Origin of the sequence: Chitinophaga qingshengii, from assembly GCF_014529935.1 — a bacterium.
GTDB classification, from domain to species: Bacteria; Bacteroidota; Bacteroidia; order Chitinophagales; family Chitinophagaceae; genus Chitinophaga; species Chitinophaga qingshengii.
Window position 1 is genome coordinate 185607 of sequence record NZ_JACVFC010000004.1, and the last position, 16231, is coordinate 201837.

Here is a 16231-nt window from a genome sequence, read left to right on the forward strand (position 1 = left end):
CAAAGGTCCCTGTTATTGCGCAGGGGCCTTTTTTGTTAAATGAACCCATATGCAGAAATCACATCCTAAGAAAACAGTGCGGCCAGCCCAGCAACAGCCCCGCCAACCCGGACTGGAAACGGAAATGGACCCCCGGCCCGTATTTGATAAAAAACAACCGGTTAAAGGCAGCCTGCAAGGTAAGGTGGCTGTCATCACCGGCGGAGACAGTGGTATTGGCAGGGCGGTGGCGGTAGCCTTCGCCCGCGAAGGTGCCGATGTGGCTATCGCCTATTTTGATGAAAAGGAAGATGCCGGCATCACGGCGAAGGAAGTGAAGCGTTACGGCCGTCAATGCCTTACGATCGCTGGTGATGTCCGGGAAGAAAACCATTGCCGGGATATCATCAGAAAAGTGATCAAACAGTTTAAAAAACTGGATATTGTGGTAAATAACGCAGCTGTGCAATACCCACAGGCCGGATTGGAAGACATTACGGCGGAACAGTTGCACAAAACCTTTGAGACCAATATCTACCCGCATTTTTATCTTACGAAAGCAGCCTTGCCACACCTGCTTCAAGGCGGTAGTATTATCTGCACCACCTCGGTAACGGCCTATCGCGGTAGCAGCCACCTGATTGATTATGCGGCTACGAAAGGAGCTATTGTTTCGTTTATACGGTCATTGTCGGCATCCCTCACGGAAAAGGGTATCCGCGTAAACGGCGTGGCGCCCGGCCCTATCTGGACACCCTTGATCCCTGCTACTTTTAAGCCGGAGGAAGTGTCCGAATTTGGCTCGGATGTACCCTTGAAAAGGGCCGGGCAACCCGTGGAGGTGGCGCCCTGTTATGTATTCCTGGCCAGCGATGCAGCTGCTTATATCACCGGACAAATCCTGCATCCCAATGGAGGGGAAATCGTGAATGGATAATATCGCGCTCATAACAGACCCGGTAGCAGTGGCCAAAGCGGTCAAACTGCGTTATGTAAAAGCCGGCGCCCCGGGATATGCCCGTATACGTACGAAAGACGGATTTGTATATCACGATGAACAGGACGTTCTTATTACGGATGAAACCGTGTTGGAACGTATCCGGAAACTGGTACTGCCGCCGGCATGGGAAGATGTCTGGATCTGCAAATGGCCCAATGGTCATCTACAGGCTACCGGCACCGATGTGAAAGGACGTAAACAATACCGTTACCATACTACCTGGTCGCAGGTACGCAATGAAACCAAATACGACCGCCTGCGTTACTTCGGTGAGTTACTACCGGCTATCAGAACGAAAATACAACAGGATATTCACCGCAGCCAGCTGGATAAGGAGAAGGTGATTGCCATCGCGCTGGCCGTCATGGAAGAAACACTTATCCGCGTGGGGAACAGCGCCTATGAAAAACTATATGGTTCCCACGGACTAACCACCCTGCGTAATAAGCACGTTAAAATCAATGGGAGTGAGGCCTTTTTTCAGTTCAGCGGTAAAAAAGGCGTAGCGCATAAAATCCGGTTGCGCCATGCTGCCCTGACCCGCCTGCTCAAAAAAGTACGGGACATACCCGGGCAGGAGCTGTTTCAATACTACGACGAAAACGGGGAAACACATGCACTGGATTCAGGAGAAATCAATGACTACCTCAAACAATGTACTGGTGAAGATTTTACCTGTAAGGATTTCCGTACCTGGGCTGGTACGGTACATGCGCTTAATTTGTTAGCTGAATTGGAGGAGTTTACATCTATGGCTGCCTGTAAACGTAACGTGGTGTTTATTATAGACACTGTGGCCGCCAAACTGGGGAATACCCGCGCCGTCTGCAAAAAATACTATATCCATCCCCAATTGCTGGATGATTATGAAAATAACCGCCTGGGACCCTGGTTCCGGAAAATACGCCTGCAAAACAAACAGCCCGCCAATACGGACGGGCTGCATGCAGATGAAAAAATTTTGCTGTCGTACTTAAAACAACTAACCAAATAGCAGCTGTTCTTCCCTGTCTTCTACCTTGATTTTCTTGAGAAATTCATCAAACCAGGGCTCATCGTGCGACGTATAGGCGCCATAGGCGTCCAGTACATATCCTTTATTGCCATCCTTATCTTCCATTACATACAGCACGGAAGAGTCTGATGGATCGGATTCTCCTTCAAAACGGTAGGTTTTAATAATGGTGAGATCCTCCGGATCATAAATTTTCTGCGTGTCCGGCGATTGCATTCTACCGTGGTCGCTCATCTTCAGTTCGTGATCAAAACCTTTCTCATGCAGTCTTTCCAATACACGGGTAAGTGTTGTCATTTCTCCGGGCTTTTCCATAAAATAAGGGTTTTAGTTACGGGTAGAAAAACCAAAAGTTATGCCGCGCTGTTTATCCATATAGCGTACACTGGTACTATTTGTGATAACATCAACATATAACCAAACCTTTACACCATGCGTGCAATATGGTCAGGAGCAATAGGCTTCGGGTTAGTGAATATACCCGTCAAATTATACAGCGCCACACAGGACAGCCGGCTGGACCTCGATATGCTGGACAGCCACGGGTTGGGGCATATCCGGTTTAAAAGAGTGAATGAAAATACCGGAAAAGAGGTGCCCTGGGAACAAATTGTGAAAGGATATCTCTACAATGATGAATATGTGGTACTGGAAGATGAAGATTTTGAGGCGGCCAGCCCTAAAAAAAGTAAGATTATTGAAATAGAATCCTTTGTGGATGAGGTTTCTATAGATGATATCTATTTTGAAAACCCGTACTTTCTGGAGCCGGCCAAAGGAGGAGAAAAAGCATATGAACTGTTGTTACAGGCATTGCAAAAGACAGGGAAAGCGGGCCTCAGCCGTTTTGTGTTACGCACGCAGGAACACCTGTCTGTGATCAGGCCAAGGGAAAACTATCTCATGTTGCAGCAATTGCGTTATGAGGAAGAAATCCGCTCCGCGGAAGACCTGACACTACCGGAACATGTCAAAATTGCCAAAAGGGAGCTGGATATGGCTATAGAACTGATCAAACAATATGCTGCTGAATTTGATATCAGCCAGTATAAAGATGAATACAAAGCGGAGCTCCTGAAGATCATCAAGGCGAAAGCCAGCGGCAAGAAGCCGGTGGTGAAGAAAATGAAAGTGGTGCATACCAAGAGCGACGATCTTTTCGATCAACTCAAAGCCAGTCTGGGCAGCAAACCATCTACCAGTAAAAAACGCGCCTCATGAGTCTTACCAAATATAAACAGAAACGAAATTTCGATGAAACTACGGAACCTACTGCGGGTAAACCCCAAAAGGGGGAACACATTTTTGTGATACAACGGCACCACGCTACCCGGCTGCATTATGATTTCAGGCTGGAAGTAGATGGAGTGCTGAAAAGCTGGGCAGTACCCAAAGGACCTTCCCTGGACCCGGCAGACAAACGCCTGGCTATGCAGGTGGAAGACCACCCGTACGACTACAAAGACTTTGAAGGCACCATTCCCAAAGGAAACTACGGCGCCGGTACCGTTTATATCTGGGATAAAGGCACCTTTGAACTGCTACGCGATGACGGTAAAAACTTTGATAAGGAAGCACTGAAAGAAATTAATGCCGGCGATCTGAAAATAGTGCTGAAAGGGAAAAAACTGAAAGGGGAATTTGCCCTGGTGAAAATGAAAAATTCAGATGATAACGCCTGGTTGCTGATAAAACACCGCGATAAATACGTGAAAGAAAAGTATGACAGTGAAGACTATACGCCGGAGCGCATAAAAGCCCAGGGTATCCGGGAGAAAGAAAATGCCCGTAAAAAAAAAGCCCCGTCCGCATACCCGCACCGGTAAAAACGGAGAAACAACCCGCCGCGCCGAAAAAGCAACCCATTAAAAAAGTATATAAACCCATGCTGGCTACGCTGGTAGATGCGCCTTTCGACGACGCTGACTGGCTGTTTGAAACCAAATGGGACGGCTACCGCGCCATTGCTGCGGTACAGAACCATAAAGTACAACTGTATTCCCGCAATGAAAAAGATTTCGGGAAAGACTATCCCGCTGTAGTGACGGCCGTGGAGAATATTGCGCACAATGTGGTGCTGGACGGCGAAATTATCGTACTGGACAGTAAAAAGAATTCGCATTTTCAATCGTTACAGAATTACAAAACTACCGGTAAGGGCAACCTGGTATATATGGTGTTTGACCTGCTGCATCTCAATGGCAATGAGCTGCAGCAGCTAACGTTGCTGGAACGAAAAAGCCTTTTGAAGGATGTGGTGGACCAGCTGAATGATAAGCGGGTACAGTATTCCGGCCATGTGCTTAAAAAAGGGAAAACGTTTTTTGAGAAAGCCCGGAAACAGCAATGGGAGGGTATGATGGCAAAAAAAACAGATAGTATATACGAAGAAGGCCGCCGTTCCGATGCCTGGCTGAAGATTAAGGTCACCAACGAACAGGAGGCTGTTATATGCGGATTTACCGCGCCCAGAGGCAGCCGGAAAAAAATGGGCGCTCTGGTACTGGGATTGTATAAAGATAAACAGCTGCAGTATATCGGTAACTGTGGGGGCGGGTTCAATGAAACATCGCTGGCTATGCTGTATGAGAAGCTACAGCCATTGATACAAAAAACGTCGCCGTTCGGCCGTAAAATAAAGACAGACATGCCCATCACCTGGGTGAAACCCGAACTGGTATGTCAGGTGAAATTTTCGGAGTGGACCGGTGACGGTATCCTCCGTATGCCGATATACCTGGGACTGAGAGAAGATAAGCCTGCTGCAGACGTACATCCGGAAACGCCTAAAACTGTTCAGACTATGGCCAACGCTACCACTACTATTGAAAATGATCAGGTGATCACCCTCAACGGTAAAAAAGTAAACCTTACCAATCAACAGAAAATATACTGGCCTAAAGAAAAAATTACCAAAGGTCAGCTGGTGGATTATTACCTGTCTGTGGCGCAGTATATGCTGCCGCATCTGAAAGACAGGCCATTGTCGTTACACCGCTTCCCGAACGGGATTGCCGCCGCTTCTTTTTACCAGAAAAACCTGGACCTGGAACAAACCCCGGCATGGATCAAAAGTATTGCGCTGCACGCTGCTTCTACCGGCAAGGATGTGGACTACCTGTTATGCAACAACGAAGCTACACTCGCTTATATGACCAACCTGGGCTGTATAGAGGTGAATCCGTGGTTGTCACGCACCAGCAAGCTGGATAATCCTGATTATGTGGTGATGGATCTGGACCCGGAACAAATCGATTTTAAATACGTGGTAGAAGCTGCGTTGCATATCAAAGCCTTCCTGGACCCATATAAAATCACGGCTTTCTGTAAAACGTCCGGCTCTACCGGTCTGCATATCTATATTCCTACCGGCGGAAAATATACCTACGATACAGGCCGGTTGTTTGCGGAATATATTGCCCGCCATGTAAACAAACAGTTGCCGCGAAGCACCAGTGTAACCCGTGCAAAATCGGCGCGTAATAAAAAAGTATACCTGGATTTTCTGCAAAACAGCCGTGGGCAAACGGTGGCCGCGCCTTATTCTGTCAGGCCCAAACCCGGTGCTACCGTGTCTATGCCGTTGCAATGGAAAGAGGTGAATGAAAAATTACGTATCGGTGATTTTGATATGTTTAACTCACTGGAACGACTAAACGAAATTGGTGACAGCTGGCACGATATTCAAAGTACAAAAAATGATCTGCGACGGTTTATTCATGACGTAGAACAGGCCGCAGCGACCTGATTTTTGGACTTTTAAATCTGATGCTATGCAACACTCATCGAAAGGACCCGTAAAACTGTCGCCTGTTTACGGGATTATTATCGGGGTTATTTGTATCGCAATGATTCTCATTTTTTATATGACCAACCAGTATGGTACACTGTGGACAGGCTTTTGTACCAGCCTCGTATTTTTCCTGGGTATCCTGATATCTATTGTACATTACAATGCCCGGCATGGTAATAGAACTTCTATGGTGTCGTCTTTTGCAATGGGCTTCAGGGCTACCTTGCAGGCCATCTTCCTGGTAGCCGTTTTTTCACTGATATTTTATTTTTTTGTGGTGAACCGGGAAGGGCACTACGACATACAACAGCAGATAGGGAGAGTGACCAATGTAGTAGGCAGTGAACGGTCGGAGCAGCAGAAGTTCTGGGTGATGTTCCTGGGTAACGTGCTGTTTGCCAATTTCGTGATGGGCGTATTGGCAGCAGCCCTGGGAGCACTGGTATTTAAAGCCAACCAGAAAACTACCAAAAACGAACCGGAGTAAAACATTTAGTCATTTGCTTATTTAGTTATTTGTTTATTTAGCTATTGGGTTATTTAGTTACTTTGTTGTGTCTTTCTGTGAGAACGGCAAAATATCCAAATAACCAAATAACAACATACTTTGAAGGGGCATATACTAATTATCGATGATGAAGACCAGCTGCGGAAACTCCTGAGCCGGTTGCTGGGCCTGGAAGGATATACGATGCACGAAGCAGGGAATGTCCGCTCCGCGATGAAAATCCTGGAAAAAGAAGAGATCAGCGTGGTGTTATCGGATGTGAAGTTGCCGGATGGTAACGGGGTAGAGCTCGTGCAAACGATCCGCAGCCGTTTCCCCCAGGTGGAAACCATTGTATTGACCGCCTACGGCAATATCGCTGACGGCGTACAGGCCATTAAAAACGGTGCTTTTGATTATATCACCAAGGGTGATGATAACAATCGTATCCTGCCACTGGTGAGCAAAGCGATGGACAAGGCCCGGTTACAGTTCCGCATCCGGGACCTGGAAAAGAAAATTGCCGGTAAATATAACTTCGACAACATCCTGGGTAATTCCCCTGAAATCAATACTGCCAAAGAGTTGGCCCGCAAGGTGGCGCCTGCGGACATGACCGTGCTGTTGCTGGGTGAAACCGGCTCCGGCAAGGAGGTGTTTGCCCATGCTATTCATGAGGGCAGCGGCCGGCGCCAGCAGCCGTTTGTAGCGGTTAACTGCAGCGCCATCGGTAAAGACATCCTGGAAAGTGAACTGTTTGGCCATGTCGCCGGGGCTTTTACCGGTGCGGTGAAAGACAAAAAAGGCTTTTTTGAGGAAGCACGCGGAGGCACTATTTTCCTCGACGAAATCGGGGAGATGCCGGTAGAACTGCAGGCTAAATTGCTGCGGGTACTGGAGGCACAGGAGTTTTATAAAGTAGGGGAGGCCAAGCCGGTAAAAACAGATGTACGGGTCATTGCGGCCACTAACCGTCACCTGGAGCAGGAAATTGCGGCCGGTCATTTCCGGGAAGACCTGTTTTACCGCCTGTCTGTCTTCCAGATATCCTTACCTTCTCTCAACGACCGCAAAAAAGATATACCCCTGCTGGCAGATTGGTTTATACAGCAGTTTTCCCCAAAGCTGAATAAACGGTTGACCGGTATGAGTCCGGCTTTCCTGCAGGCATTGCAGCAGCATAGCTGGAAAGGAAATATCCGGGAACTGCGCAACGTACTGGAACGGGCAGCCATCCTCACGGATACGGACATACTGGATGTGTCATCCCTGCCTTTCGATTTTCAGCAGGGTACGGATAATGCTTCATCTTCCCTGCGGCTGGCCGATATGGAACGAAGCCATATTATCCGGGTGCTGGCCCATGTAAAAGGCAATAAAACCAAGGCTGCGGAGCTGTTGGATATTGGTCTTACCACGTTGTACAATAAGATAAAGGAATATAATATCTAAATTATAACAGCCAGCCCATGAGCAGGCAAGCCAATACAATGAAGGGCGACGGCAGGCGGCTAAACAGCAGCAGCGCCAGTGTGGAGAACATAATCAGCAGATTGTACCAGTTGATAGGGATGGCAAAAAACAGGATCAGGGTGGCTGCCCACATGATGCCTACTACTACTGAGTTAATCCCCTCCAATGCCCGGTAAATGATCACGTATTTTTTCAGGTTATGCCAAATGGGGAAAAAGAACAGCACCAGTAATAAGCTGGGCAGGAAAATGGCGATGGGAGCGAGTACACAGCCGAGAAACTGGTAACCCATTCCCAGGTTGCGCATAGCCATACCGCCCACATAGGCGGAAATGGAGAAGGTGGGGCCGGGAAGGGCACGCATAATACCGGCGCCGGTGAGCAGCTCTTCCGCGCTCATATAGTTCGATTTGGCGCGGGTAACGTACTGCTCCAGCATCATGGCGATCAGGATATCGCCGCCACCGAAGACCAGGCTGCCGAAACGGTAAAAGTTCTCAAACAGGTTAAACGGACGGCGGGTGATCCACTCATGGGAACGCGCATATTCCGAGAGAAAGCCGGCCAGGATAAAGATGAGCACAAACAACCAGATATTGCCCCATTGAATCTTTTTGGGTTTGTCCTGGATGTCGGGGATACGTTTGTTACTAAAATTGGATACGATTCCCCCCAGTATGATCAGTGCCGGGAAAGTCCAGGGCGATTTCAGGTAAAAGGCGGCAAACATCGCCACAATCATAATCAGGAAGGTGGCCAGGTTGTTAATACTGATCCGGAAAGCCTTGATACTGCCAAAAGCAAGGAAACCTACCGCCATCGGCTGTACGTATTTAAAAATATCTGTCTGCAGCGCCCGCTTATCGAAATATTGTAGCAGGAAACTGAGCGATCCCATCAACAGGCAGGCAGGTGTAATCCAGATGAGCAGGGTAAGAATGGCGAGCATAACGCCGCCACGTTTATAACCAATAAGGGTAAGGGTTTGGGAAGAAGATGCGCCCGGGAGCAGCTGGCAAAAGGCATTATATTCCATCAGTTCCTGCTCGGTAACATCTTTTCGCTGGTATACGAATGTTTTCATCATCATCGCCAGGTGCCCCTGAGGGCCCCCGTAGGCAGTTATGCTATGTAATAGCACCGCTTTCAAAAAAGGTATATGACGTAGAAACACAGTGATTGATAAAGTGAATTCCGCTCGAAGGATTCAATAAGTTAGTAAAAATAATCCGACAAAATACAACAGTGTTGCTAATAATACTAATCTGTAATATAATAAAGGCACAATACTTGTAATATGGGTGGCTACGTAATCGAATATGGCCTTTTATCCGTTGTAATAGTTTGTACTGTGAGCTTACTCCCACCGGCACGAGAATGCCCGGACTAAAAGTGTGACCATATCGGAAAAACCTTGAAAACGAATAACCATGCTTTAAATAACCAGTGCCTGCCCCTGCGCAGGATAAATGAAAAGTCCCGGTAGGTAAGCCCTGCCGGGACTTGTATGAAACAAGACGGTTATTTTTTTAACCCAATTTCGCGCAGGCGCTCATCGAGGTATTCTCCGGCGCTGATTGGCTCGTATGCCAGCGGATTTTCTGCGGTAACGCAGCTTTCCAGGCAATCCAGTCTCATCGCGGATTTAGGATGCAGGAAGAAGGGAATGGAGTAACGGGAAGTATTCCACATTTCGCGGGGAGGATTTACTACCCGGTGAGTGGTGGATTTTAACCGGTTGTTGGTTAAACGTTGCAGCATATCGCCTACGTTTACCACTATCTGCTCAGGCAGGGAAGTTACCGGAACCCAGTTATTTTGTTTATCCAGGATCTGCAACCCGTCGGCGGAAGCGCCCACCAGCAGGGTAATCAGGTTGATGTCCTCATGTTGCTCTGCCCTGATGGCCGATTTAGGCTCCTGTGTAATCGGAGGGTAGTGGATGGCTCTCAGGATGGAGTTACCATTGTGGATTTTATCGTCGAAGTAGTTTTCTTCCAGTCCCAGGAACAGGGCAATCGCCTGCAGCAGGTATTTACCGGAAGTTTCAAAACCACGATAAGCCTTAAAAAAAGTAGGCGTAAACGCGGGTACTTCTGCTACCTGTACATTCGGCGGATATTCTTCCCCAATCGGATCGTTGTCTTCCACAGTTTGTCCAAACTGGAAAAACTCCTTCAGGTCAGGGGCTTCATACCCTTTCGCATGTTCTTTGCCGAAAGAAGTATACCCGCGCTGGCCCGCCAGTTCAGGGATTTCGTATGTATGCTTGGTTTCAAAGGGCAGCTTGAAGAACTCTTGTACGTATTTGTAAAGGTCGGCAATCAGCTCGTCAGGAATGCCATGATTCTTTACTGCCACAAAACCAACTTCTTCATAAGCTTTTCCCAGTTGCTGCACAAAGGCAGCTTTCCGGCTGGCGTCACCGGAGGTAAAATCCGCCAGGTCTACAGAGGGGATGGAATGGGTTATTGCCATATTGTATATTGTTTTGGAGCAGTAAAGGTACGGAATCCATTATTGAAAATAGCCTTCTTCCCGGCTGCTGATATCCATAATGGCGTAGCGGTCCACCTGGTTAATCAGCATCTCATCCATGATATCTACCACGTTTTCATAACGGGCCTGTTTATCAGCTTTGATCAGCACCATCAGATCATTCTTTTTAGTGTGCTGGTATACTGCTGCCTTTTTGCGGATGATAATATCGCGGATGCCGTTATGATTGGCGAAGCTGGTATAGTTGACCATTGGCGGCGCTGCCGGATCATCACCCATGCCTTCATACCATGCGATGCGGCCATCCGGGCCGAGGATAACGGTCAACGCTTTTTTGTCGGATAATGGCATCGCCGGCCCATCGTTGCGGGGCATCAGCAGCTGCATGGTTTTGGGCTGCGCGAGGGTAGTGGTAAGCATAAAAAAAGTAATCAGCAGAAAGCCGAGATCCACCATGGGCGTCATATCTACGCGGGTTGATTTTTTATTGCAGCGGATATTTTTACTGCCGGACCGGCCTTGCGGGGTGCTATTGTTTATGTCAGCCATAAGTAACGGTTTGGGATGTACGAAATTGGTTGAAAGCGCTTTCTGTACAAGAGATGCGATGTTACCTGCTTTCCATAAACAAAAAGAAAAAACCCGTACAGGCAAGGCCTGCACGGGTTCCATAAATATCTAAAAAGAGAATTGCCCGAAGGTAGATAAAAGTGATTAAAATCAAATCACAATCTTGTCAAACATCCGCTTCAGACAATCTAGCGAAATATGACCGCCACCGTTAGAATTCGGCGCTCTTTGGTGTTCTCGGGAATGGTATCACGTCTCTGATGTTGGTCATACCTGTTACGAACAGCATCATCCGTTCAAAACCAAGACCGAAGCCGGAATGCGGTGCGGTACCAAAGCGGCGGGTATCGAGGTACCAGGACAGCTCCTCTACCGGTACATGCATTTCCTGCATACGTGCCACCAGTTTTTCGTAGTCCTCTTCCCGTTGGGAACCGCCTACCATTTCACCGATGCCGGGGAACAGGATGTCCATGGCACGTACGGTTTTGTTGTCGGCGTTCAGCTTCATGTAGAAGGACTTGATCTCTTTCGGATAGTCCGTCAGGATCACCGGTTTTTTGAAATGTTTTTCTACCAGATAACGTTCATGTTCGCTCTGAAGGTCAGCGCCCCATCCTTCGATGAGGTATTGGAACTTCTTGTTCTTATTGGGTTTGCTGTCTTTCAGGATATCGATCGCTTCGGTATAGGTGATGCGTACAAACTCGTTGTGCAACACAAACTCCAGTTTTTCGATCAGGCCCATTTCACTGCGTTCCTGCTGTGGCTTTTGTTTTTCTTCTTCTACCAGGCGGGTGGCGAGGAAATCCAGGTCTTCGCGGTTATGTTCCAGGATGTGGCTGATGAGCGATTTGATAAATGCTTCAGCGAGGTCCATGTTATCTTCCAGTTCATAGAAGGCCATTTCCGGTTCGATCATCCAGAACTCCGCCAGGTGGCGGGCTGTGTTGGAGTTTTCTGCACGGAAGGTTGGACCGAAGGTGTAAATTTCACCAAAGGCCATCGCTCCCAGTTCGCCTTCCAGCTGACCGGATACGGTAAGGTTGGTAGATTTTCCGAAGAAATCTTCCTTGTAGTCAATTTCGCCGCCTTCGGTACGGGGCGGGTTTTGCATGTCCAGCGTGGTTACCCGGAACATCTCGCCGGCGCCTTCGGCGTCAGAAGCAGTGATGATGGGGGTGTGCAGGTATACAAAACCTCGTTCGTTGAAGAACTTGTGCACCGCAAAAGCAAGCGAGTGACGGATTCTGAATACGGCGCCGAAGGTGTTGGTACGGAAACGAAGGTGAGCGATCTCCCGCAGGTATTCCAGGCTGGGCTTGTTTTTCAGCTGCAGCGGATATTTTTCCGGATCGCAGTCGCCCAGAATATCCAGCGTTACGGCTTTCAGTTCTACACGCTGACCTTTACCCAGTGAAGGAATAACTTCGCCGGTAGCGCTGATGGCTGCACCGGTGGTGATTCTTTTCAGCAGGGCAGCATCTATATTTTCAGTATCAATAACGATCTGTAAATTATTATTGGTAGAGCCGTCGTTTAAAGCTATAAACTGATTGTTACGGAAAGACCGCACCCAACCTTTTACTGTTGCTTCATAATGCGTCCTGTCGTCTGACAGGATTTGTTTGACTTTCTGTCTTTGGCTCATAAAAAATTAAATTTTGGATTGCAAAAATAAGTTTTCCCGGCCATAGTCCATAGGGGTGATTATGCCGATTCTACAAGATAATTACTCCTGCCCGGATGCAAAAGAAATGTTAAAAATGGATATAATATAAAAAAGGATATATGAATAGGGGCTGTTTTAAGGACCGCGCCCTCGCGCATTTATAGCCGGAACAGGGAGGTGAAAACAGCGTTACAACGGTGACTATGGGGCATTTGGGCTGAAATTTTTTTGGATAATAATAAAACTTGTTTTAATCTTGCGGTATAATCTGACTGATTAAGTTCATTTTCACACCTTCATCAGCAGTTCCTAAACTCAATCATTCCCTATCAAATTTAATAATCTAATTAAATTTCTTGACACAAAACAATTATTTGTAATTGGTGTATGTTGGTATGCAGTGGTACCCGCCTCACAACACTTCTAAAATTTGACAACACAGATGATGTACGACATCTTACAATTGAACGACATGCTCGTTCCTGAGCTGCTTGACATTGCAGAGAAGCTTGATGTTCCCAACGCAAAAAAACTGAACAAACAGGACCTGATCTACAAAATTCTGGACAAACAAGCAGTGATGGCCTCAGAAGATAACCAGTCCAACGGAGAAGAGAAAAAAGCACGCAAACGCAAACCTGTAAAGAAAGACGAAGCGCATCAAGAGACTGAAGAACCTGTAGCGGAAGAAAAACCAGCCGCAAAAAAATCTACCAAAAAAGTTTCCGGAAGCAAAAGCAAAGAAGTAGAAGCAGAGCCTGCTCCCGCTCCGGCGCCTAAATCTAAAATAAAAGACTTTGATATAGATCTGGACAGCATTCCTTCCCTCACTTTTGATGATGATGATGATATCATTATCCCTGCTTTCACGGAAGATGAAGTAGAAGAAGAGGAAGAAGTAGCGCCGGCACCAGCCCCGGAAGCCGCAGAGGAAGAAGATGATGATGACGATTTTGTAATGCCGGAAGGTTTGGACCCGGTTGTTCCTGCCGCACAGAAACAGCAGCGCTATCCTAAAAAGGACGCCGCTTTTAATATAGAGTTTGATGGTGTAATCCTCAGTGAAGGCGTACTGGAAATGATGCCCGATGGTTACGGTTTCCTCCGCTCTTCTGATTACAACTACCTCAGCTCCCCTGATGATATTTATGTATCTCCTTCCCAGATCAAATTGTTTGGACTGAAAACCGGCGATACCGTGAACGGTTCCGTTCGCCCGCCGAAAGAAGGAGAGAAATATTTTGCACTGCTGAAAGTGGAAACGATCAACGGTAAGTCACCGGAAGAAGTACGTGACCGCGTACCTTTCGATTACCTGACACCGCTGTTCCCCTTCGAAAAACTGAGGCTCACCACCACTTCCAATAACTACTCCACCCGTATCATGGATATGTTTACCCCTATCGGTAAAGGACAGCGCGGCCTTATCGTGGCGCAGCCGAAGGTGGGTAAAACCATGTTGCTGAAAGAAGTAGCCAACGCCATCGCTACCAACCACCCCGAAATTTATCTGATGGTGGTACTGATCGATGAACGTCCGGAAGAGGTGACCGATATGGAACGTAGCGTGAAAGCGGAAGTAATTGCATCTACTTTCGATGAACCTGCTGAAAAACACGTGAAAGTGTCTGCTATTGCACTGCAGAAAGCAAAGCGACTGGTAGAATGCGGCCACGATGTAGTAATCCTGCTCGACTCCATTACCCGTCTGGCAAGAGCCCACAATACCGTAGCACCGGCCTCCGGCAAGGTACTGAGCGGTGGTGTGGAAGCTAATGCCATGCAGAAACCTAAACAATTCTTTGGTGCTGCCCGTAAAATTGAACACGGCGGTTCCCTCACCATCCTGGCCACTGCCCTGATTGATACAGGTTCCAAAATGGATGAGGTGATCTTCGAAGAATTTAAAGGTACCGGTAACATGGAACTGGCGCTGGATCGCAAACTGGCCAACAAACGTATCTTCCCGGCGATCGACGTATCTGCGTCTTCTACCCGCCGCGACGATCTGCTGCTGGACAAGGATGCACTCAAACGTATCCACATCCTGCGCAATCACCTGGCAGATATGAATACCGACGAATCCATGCACTTCATGCTGCAGCATATGCGTGGTACCAAAAACAACGAAGAATTCCTGATCTCTATGAACGGATAATCAGGAATCCAACTCATAACAAAAAAGCCCCGCGATATACTCGCGGGGCTTTTTTTATCAGATATGTATCAGGCAAAAATAAAAACAGCTACAAACAAAAATCCCGCTACAGCAGGGCTGCAGCGGGATTATCCAATCTATCTAACCTTTTGACTTTCTTATGTAAAACATCAATCTATACAGGTGATTAGAAAATGAAGTTCACACCCAGGTTCAACTGTTTAGTAAAGTTGAAGTCAAAGTCGCTAACGTTGGTTTTAACACCGGTTCCTTCAGCTTTGTGCTGAGCATAAGTGTAACCCAGGCCACCGAAAGCACCTTCAATCATGAAGTGTTTAGTCACGAAGTAAGTGATACCAGGCAGTACGTTTACGTTGAAGCCAGTGTAGCTTTCAGTTTTGTCGCCTTCTACTTTAGTGTTACCGAAACCGTAGCCGGCATTTGCTTCAGCAAAGAATGCAAATTTGCTCTGGCCAATCATGTGGTAGTTGCGAACGAATACGCCAGGAGTGATATCCAGGGTTTTAGTTTTTACATCACCGGTTGCGGTAGTAACTTTTTTGTTGCCAAACTGAGTTTCAGCGAAAACACCAATTACCCAGTTGGAATTCAGCGCGTAACCTACTTTAGGGCTAACACCAAAAGAAGTATTGGTGGTTTTGTTGTCAGTGTCTTTTACTTTCGCGGAAGTGGTTTTTACATTAACATTGCCACCCAGGATAACATCGCCTTTTGATAACTGTGCCTTAGCTACTTGTGTGCCGAACAGTACTACTGCGGCCATTACAATCAACTTTTTCATCTTTCGTAAAATTTAAATATACATTAAAACTGTTCTCGTGTGTCTTTGATTCTTCTACATACATTAAAGCCTAGCTTGGTTGATTGCTGGTCTATATCTTAATCCATTAAAGAAAATATCCAATACCTTTTTTTCACGGTCCATGAAACAATGTAAACCCTCACGATCCCGTGGATCAAAGCCGGTGGCCTGCCATTTGCACCATATCACCCATAAACCGAATAATACGTTGATCAACAACTGCGCTGTTTCATCAGCGTCAATGTTTTCATTCAGCTCTCCCAAGCTAATCCCTTTTCTGATAGTGGCGGAAAGGAAGGAAATTTCCACTGTCTGCAGTAACTCGATCGTTTGCCGCATCAGGCTCGATGGCATATCTTTTATCCATTGGTTAATCCCAAACAGAAAATGATACTCTATCAGCATGGTTTCCTTCAATTCCAGATACCGGTTAATAATCGCATCGGTAGAAGCAGCCGTTTCCACAAAAGCCGACATATCAATGAAACAGTCCGCTATCATCCGCTCTACTACCGCTACGTAAATGGATTCCTTATCTGAAAAATAATAATACAAAGACCCTTTTGAGATATCCAGATCCCTGGCGATCTCTTCCATGGTAGTTTTAGACAGCCCGAACCTTTTAAAGCGCTTTAAAGCGGCCTCAAGAATAAGTGTTCGCTTCTGGTCTAATTCTGCCATAGATCGTTCGTCAAATTTCTTAAGTCTGACTGTCTGACTTTTTTGTTTGACGAGTCAAAAGTACAACCAAAACCAATACGA

General features: G+C 47.0%; 15 protein-coding genes. 8 read left to right on the forward strand and 7 right to left on the reverse strand.

Annotated elements, in window-relative coordinates; translation table 11 throughout:
- Positions 1-49 precede the first annotated feature (49 nt).
- Together ICL07_RS25145 and ICL07_RS25150 are read left to right on the forward strand one after the other, a co-directional pair.
- Positions 50-916 carry an SDR family oxidoreductase gene (locus tag ICL07_RS25145; protein ID WP_188090825.1) on the forward strand — a complete coding sequence of 289 codons (867 nt, stop codon included), beginning with the start codon at positions 50-52 and terminating at the stop codon, positions 914-916.
- Positions 909-1973 carry a DNA topoisomerase IB gene (locus ICL07_RS25150; protein WP_188090826.1) on the forward strand — a complete coding sequence of 355 codons (1065 nt, stop codon included), beginning with the start codon at positions 909-911 and terminating at the stop codon, positions 1971-1973. Before ICL07_RS25145 ends, ICL07_RS25150 begins: the two co-directional genes overlap by 8 nt.
- Here the strand turns inward: ICL07_RS25150 and ICL07_RS25155 are convergent.
- Complete coding sequence (locus ICL07_RS25155) at positions 1962-2309, reverse strand: hypothetical protein (RefSeq protein ID WP_188090827.1); 348 nt, start codon at positions 2307-2309, stop codon at positions 1962-1964. The two genes, ICL07_RS25150 and ICL07_RS25155, sit on opposite strands and share 12 nt — an antisense overlap.
- Before the next feature lie 117 nt (positions 2310-2426).
- Here ICL07_RS25155 and ku point away from each other — a divergent pair, with 117 nt between their 5' ends.
- The 5 genes from ku to ICL07_RS25180 all read left to right on the forward strand — a co-directional run bounded on the left by ku (position 2427) and on the right by ICL07_RS25180 (position 7726).
- Positions 2427-3215, forward strand: coding sequence for a non-homologous end joining protein Ku (gene ku, locus ICL07_RS25160; RefSeq protein ID WP_188090828.1), 789 nt, complete (start codon positions 2427-2429; stop codon positions 3213-3215).
- Positions 3212-3820, forward strand: coding sequence for a DNA polymerase ligase N-terminal domain-containing protein (locus ICL07_RS25165; RefSeq protein ID WP_188090829.1), 609 nt, complete (start codon positions 3212-3214; stop codon positions 3818-3820). The genes ku and ICL07_RS25165 overlap by 4 nt, the downstream gene beginning before the upstream one ends.
- Positions 3821-3879: 59 nt before the next feature.
- Entirely contained in the window at positions 3880-5742 is a 1863-nt protein-coding gene (ligD, locus tag ICL07_RS25170; RefSeq protein WP_188090830.1) for a DNA ligase D, read from the forward strand.
- Positions 5743-5767: 25 nt separating this feature from the next.
- Positions 5768-6274 (forward strand): DUF4199 domain-containing protein, encoded by a 507-nt coding sequence (locus ICL07_RS25175; RefSeq protein WP_188090831.1) that lies wholly within the window; start codon positions 5768-5770, stop codon positions 6272-6274.
- Positions 6275-6394: 120 nt separating this feature from the next.
- Positions 6395-7726, forward strand: a complete 1332-nt coding sequence (locus ICL07_RS25180; protein WP_188090832.1) for a sigma-54-dependent transcriptional regulator — start codon at positions 6395-6397, stop codon at positions 7724-7726.
- A 1-nt stretch (position 7727) separates the two neighbouring features.
- Here ICL07_RS25180 and chrA read toward each other — a convergent pair whose 3' ends face one another.
- From chrA to asnS, 4 genes are all read right to left on the reverse strand, one after another.
- Complete coding sequence (chrA, locus tag ICL07_RS25185; RefSeq protein ID WP_343071126.1) at positions 7728-8888, reverse strand: chromate efflux transporter; 1161 nt, start codon at positions 8886-8888, stop codon at positions 7728-7730.
- 380 nt (positions 8889-9268) lie between these two features.
- Positions 9269-10225: an isopenicillin N synthase family dioxygenase gene (locus tag ICL07_RS25190; RefSeq protein WP_188090834.1), complete on the reverse strand. Its 957-nt coding sequence runs from the start codon at positions 10223-10225 to the stop codon at positions 9269-9271.
- 39 nt (positions 10226-10264) lie between these two features.
- On the reverse strand, positions 10265-10795 hold the full coding sequence (locus ICL07_RS25195; protein ID WP_188090835.1) for an ExbD/TolR family protein: 531 nt from the start codon (positions 10793-10795) through the stop codon (positions 10265-10267).
- A 232-nt stretch (positions 10796-11027) separates the two neighbouring features.
- Positions 11028-12467, reverse strand: a complete 1440-nt coding sequence (asnS, locus tag ICL07_RS25200) for an asparagine--tRNA ligase (RefSeq protein ID WP_188090836.1) — start codon at positions 12465-12467, stop codon at positions 11028-11030.
- Between the two features lie 466 nt (positions 12468-12933).
- Between asnS and rho the strand changes: the two genes are divergently transcribed.
- Entirely contained in the window at positions 12934-14646 is a 1713-nt protein-coding gene (rho, locus tag ICL07_RS25205; protein ID WP_188091181.1) for a transcription termination factor Rho, read from the forward strand.
- A 187-nt stretch (positions 14647-14833) separates the two neighbouring features.
- On the opposite strand, the gene ICL07_RS25210 is transcribed toward rho, so the two are convergent.
- A complete protein-coding gene (locus ICL07_RS25210; protein ID WP_188090837.1) occupies positions 14834-15448 on the reverse strand; it encodes an outer membrane beta-barrel protein in 615 nt (204 codons plus the stop codon).
- A gap of 63 nt (positions 15449-15511) precedes the next feature.
- A complete protein-coding gene (locus tag ICL07_RS25215) occupies positions 15512-16150 on the reverse strand; it encodes a TetR/AcrR family transcriptional regulator (RefSeq protein ID WP_188090838.1) in 639 nt (212 codons plus the stop codon).
- Positions 16151-16231 lie beyond the last annotated feature (81 nt).

Coding starts and splice junctions, on each gene's coding strand:
- ICL07_RS25145 (WP_188090825.1), top strand. CDS start 50: ATGCAGAAATCACATCCTAAGAAAACAGTGCGGCCAGCCCAGCAACAG.
- ICL07_RS25150 (WP_188090826.1), top strand. CDS start 909: ATGGATAATATCGCGCTCATAACAGACCCGGTAGCAGTGGCCAAAGCG.
- ICL07_RS25155 (WP_188090827.1), bottom strand. CDS start 2,309: ATGGAAAAGCCCGGAGAAATGACAACACTTACCCGTGTATTGGAAAGA.
- ku (WP_188090828.1), top strand. CDS start 2,427: ATGCGTGCAATATGGTCAGGAGCAATAGGCTTCGGGTTAGTGAATATA.
- ICL07_RS25165 (WP_188090829.1), top strand. CDS start 3,212: ATGAGTCTTACCAAATATAAACAGAAACGAAATTTCGATGAAACTACG.
- ligD (WP_188090830.1), top strand. CDS start 3,880: ATGCTGGCTACGCTGGTAGATGCGCCTTTCGACGACGCTGACTGGCTG.
- ICL07_RS25175 (WP_188090831.1), top strand. CDS start 5,768: ATGCAACACTCATCGAAAGGACCCGTAAAACTGTCGCCTGTTTACGGG.
- ICL07_RS25190 (WP_188090834.1), bottom strand. CDS start 10,225: ATGGCAATAACCCATTCCATCCCCTCTGTAGACCTGGCGGATTTTACC.
- ICL07_RS25195 (WP_188090835.1), bottom strand. CDS start 10,795: ATGGCTGACATAAACAATAGCACCCCGCAAGGCCGGTCCGGCAGTAAA.
- asnS (WP_188090836.1), bottom strand. CDS start 12,467: ATGAGCCAAAGACAGAAAGTCAAACAAATCCTGTCAGACGACAGGACG.
- rho (WP_188091181.1), top strand. CDS start 12,934: ATGTACGACATCTTACAATTGAACGACATGCTCGTTCCTGAGCTGCTT.
- ICL07_RS25210 (WP_188090837.1), bottom strand. CDS start 15,448: ATGAAAAAGTTGATTGTAATGGCCGCAGTAGTACTGTTCGGCACACAA.
- ICL07_RS25215 (WP_188090838.1), bottom strand. CDS start 16,150: ATGGCAGAATTAGACCAGAAGCGAACACTTATTCTTGAGGCCGCTTTA.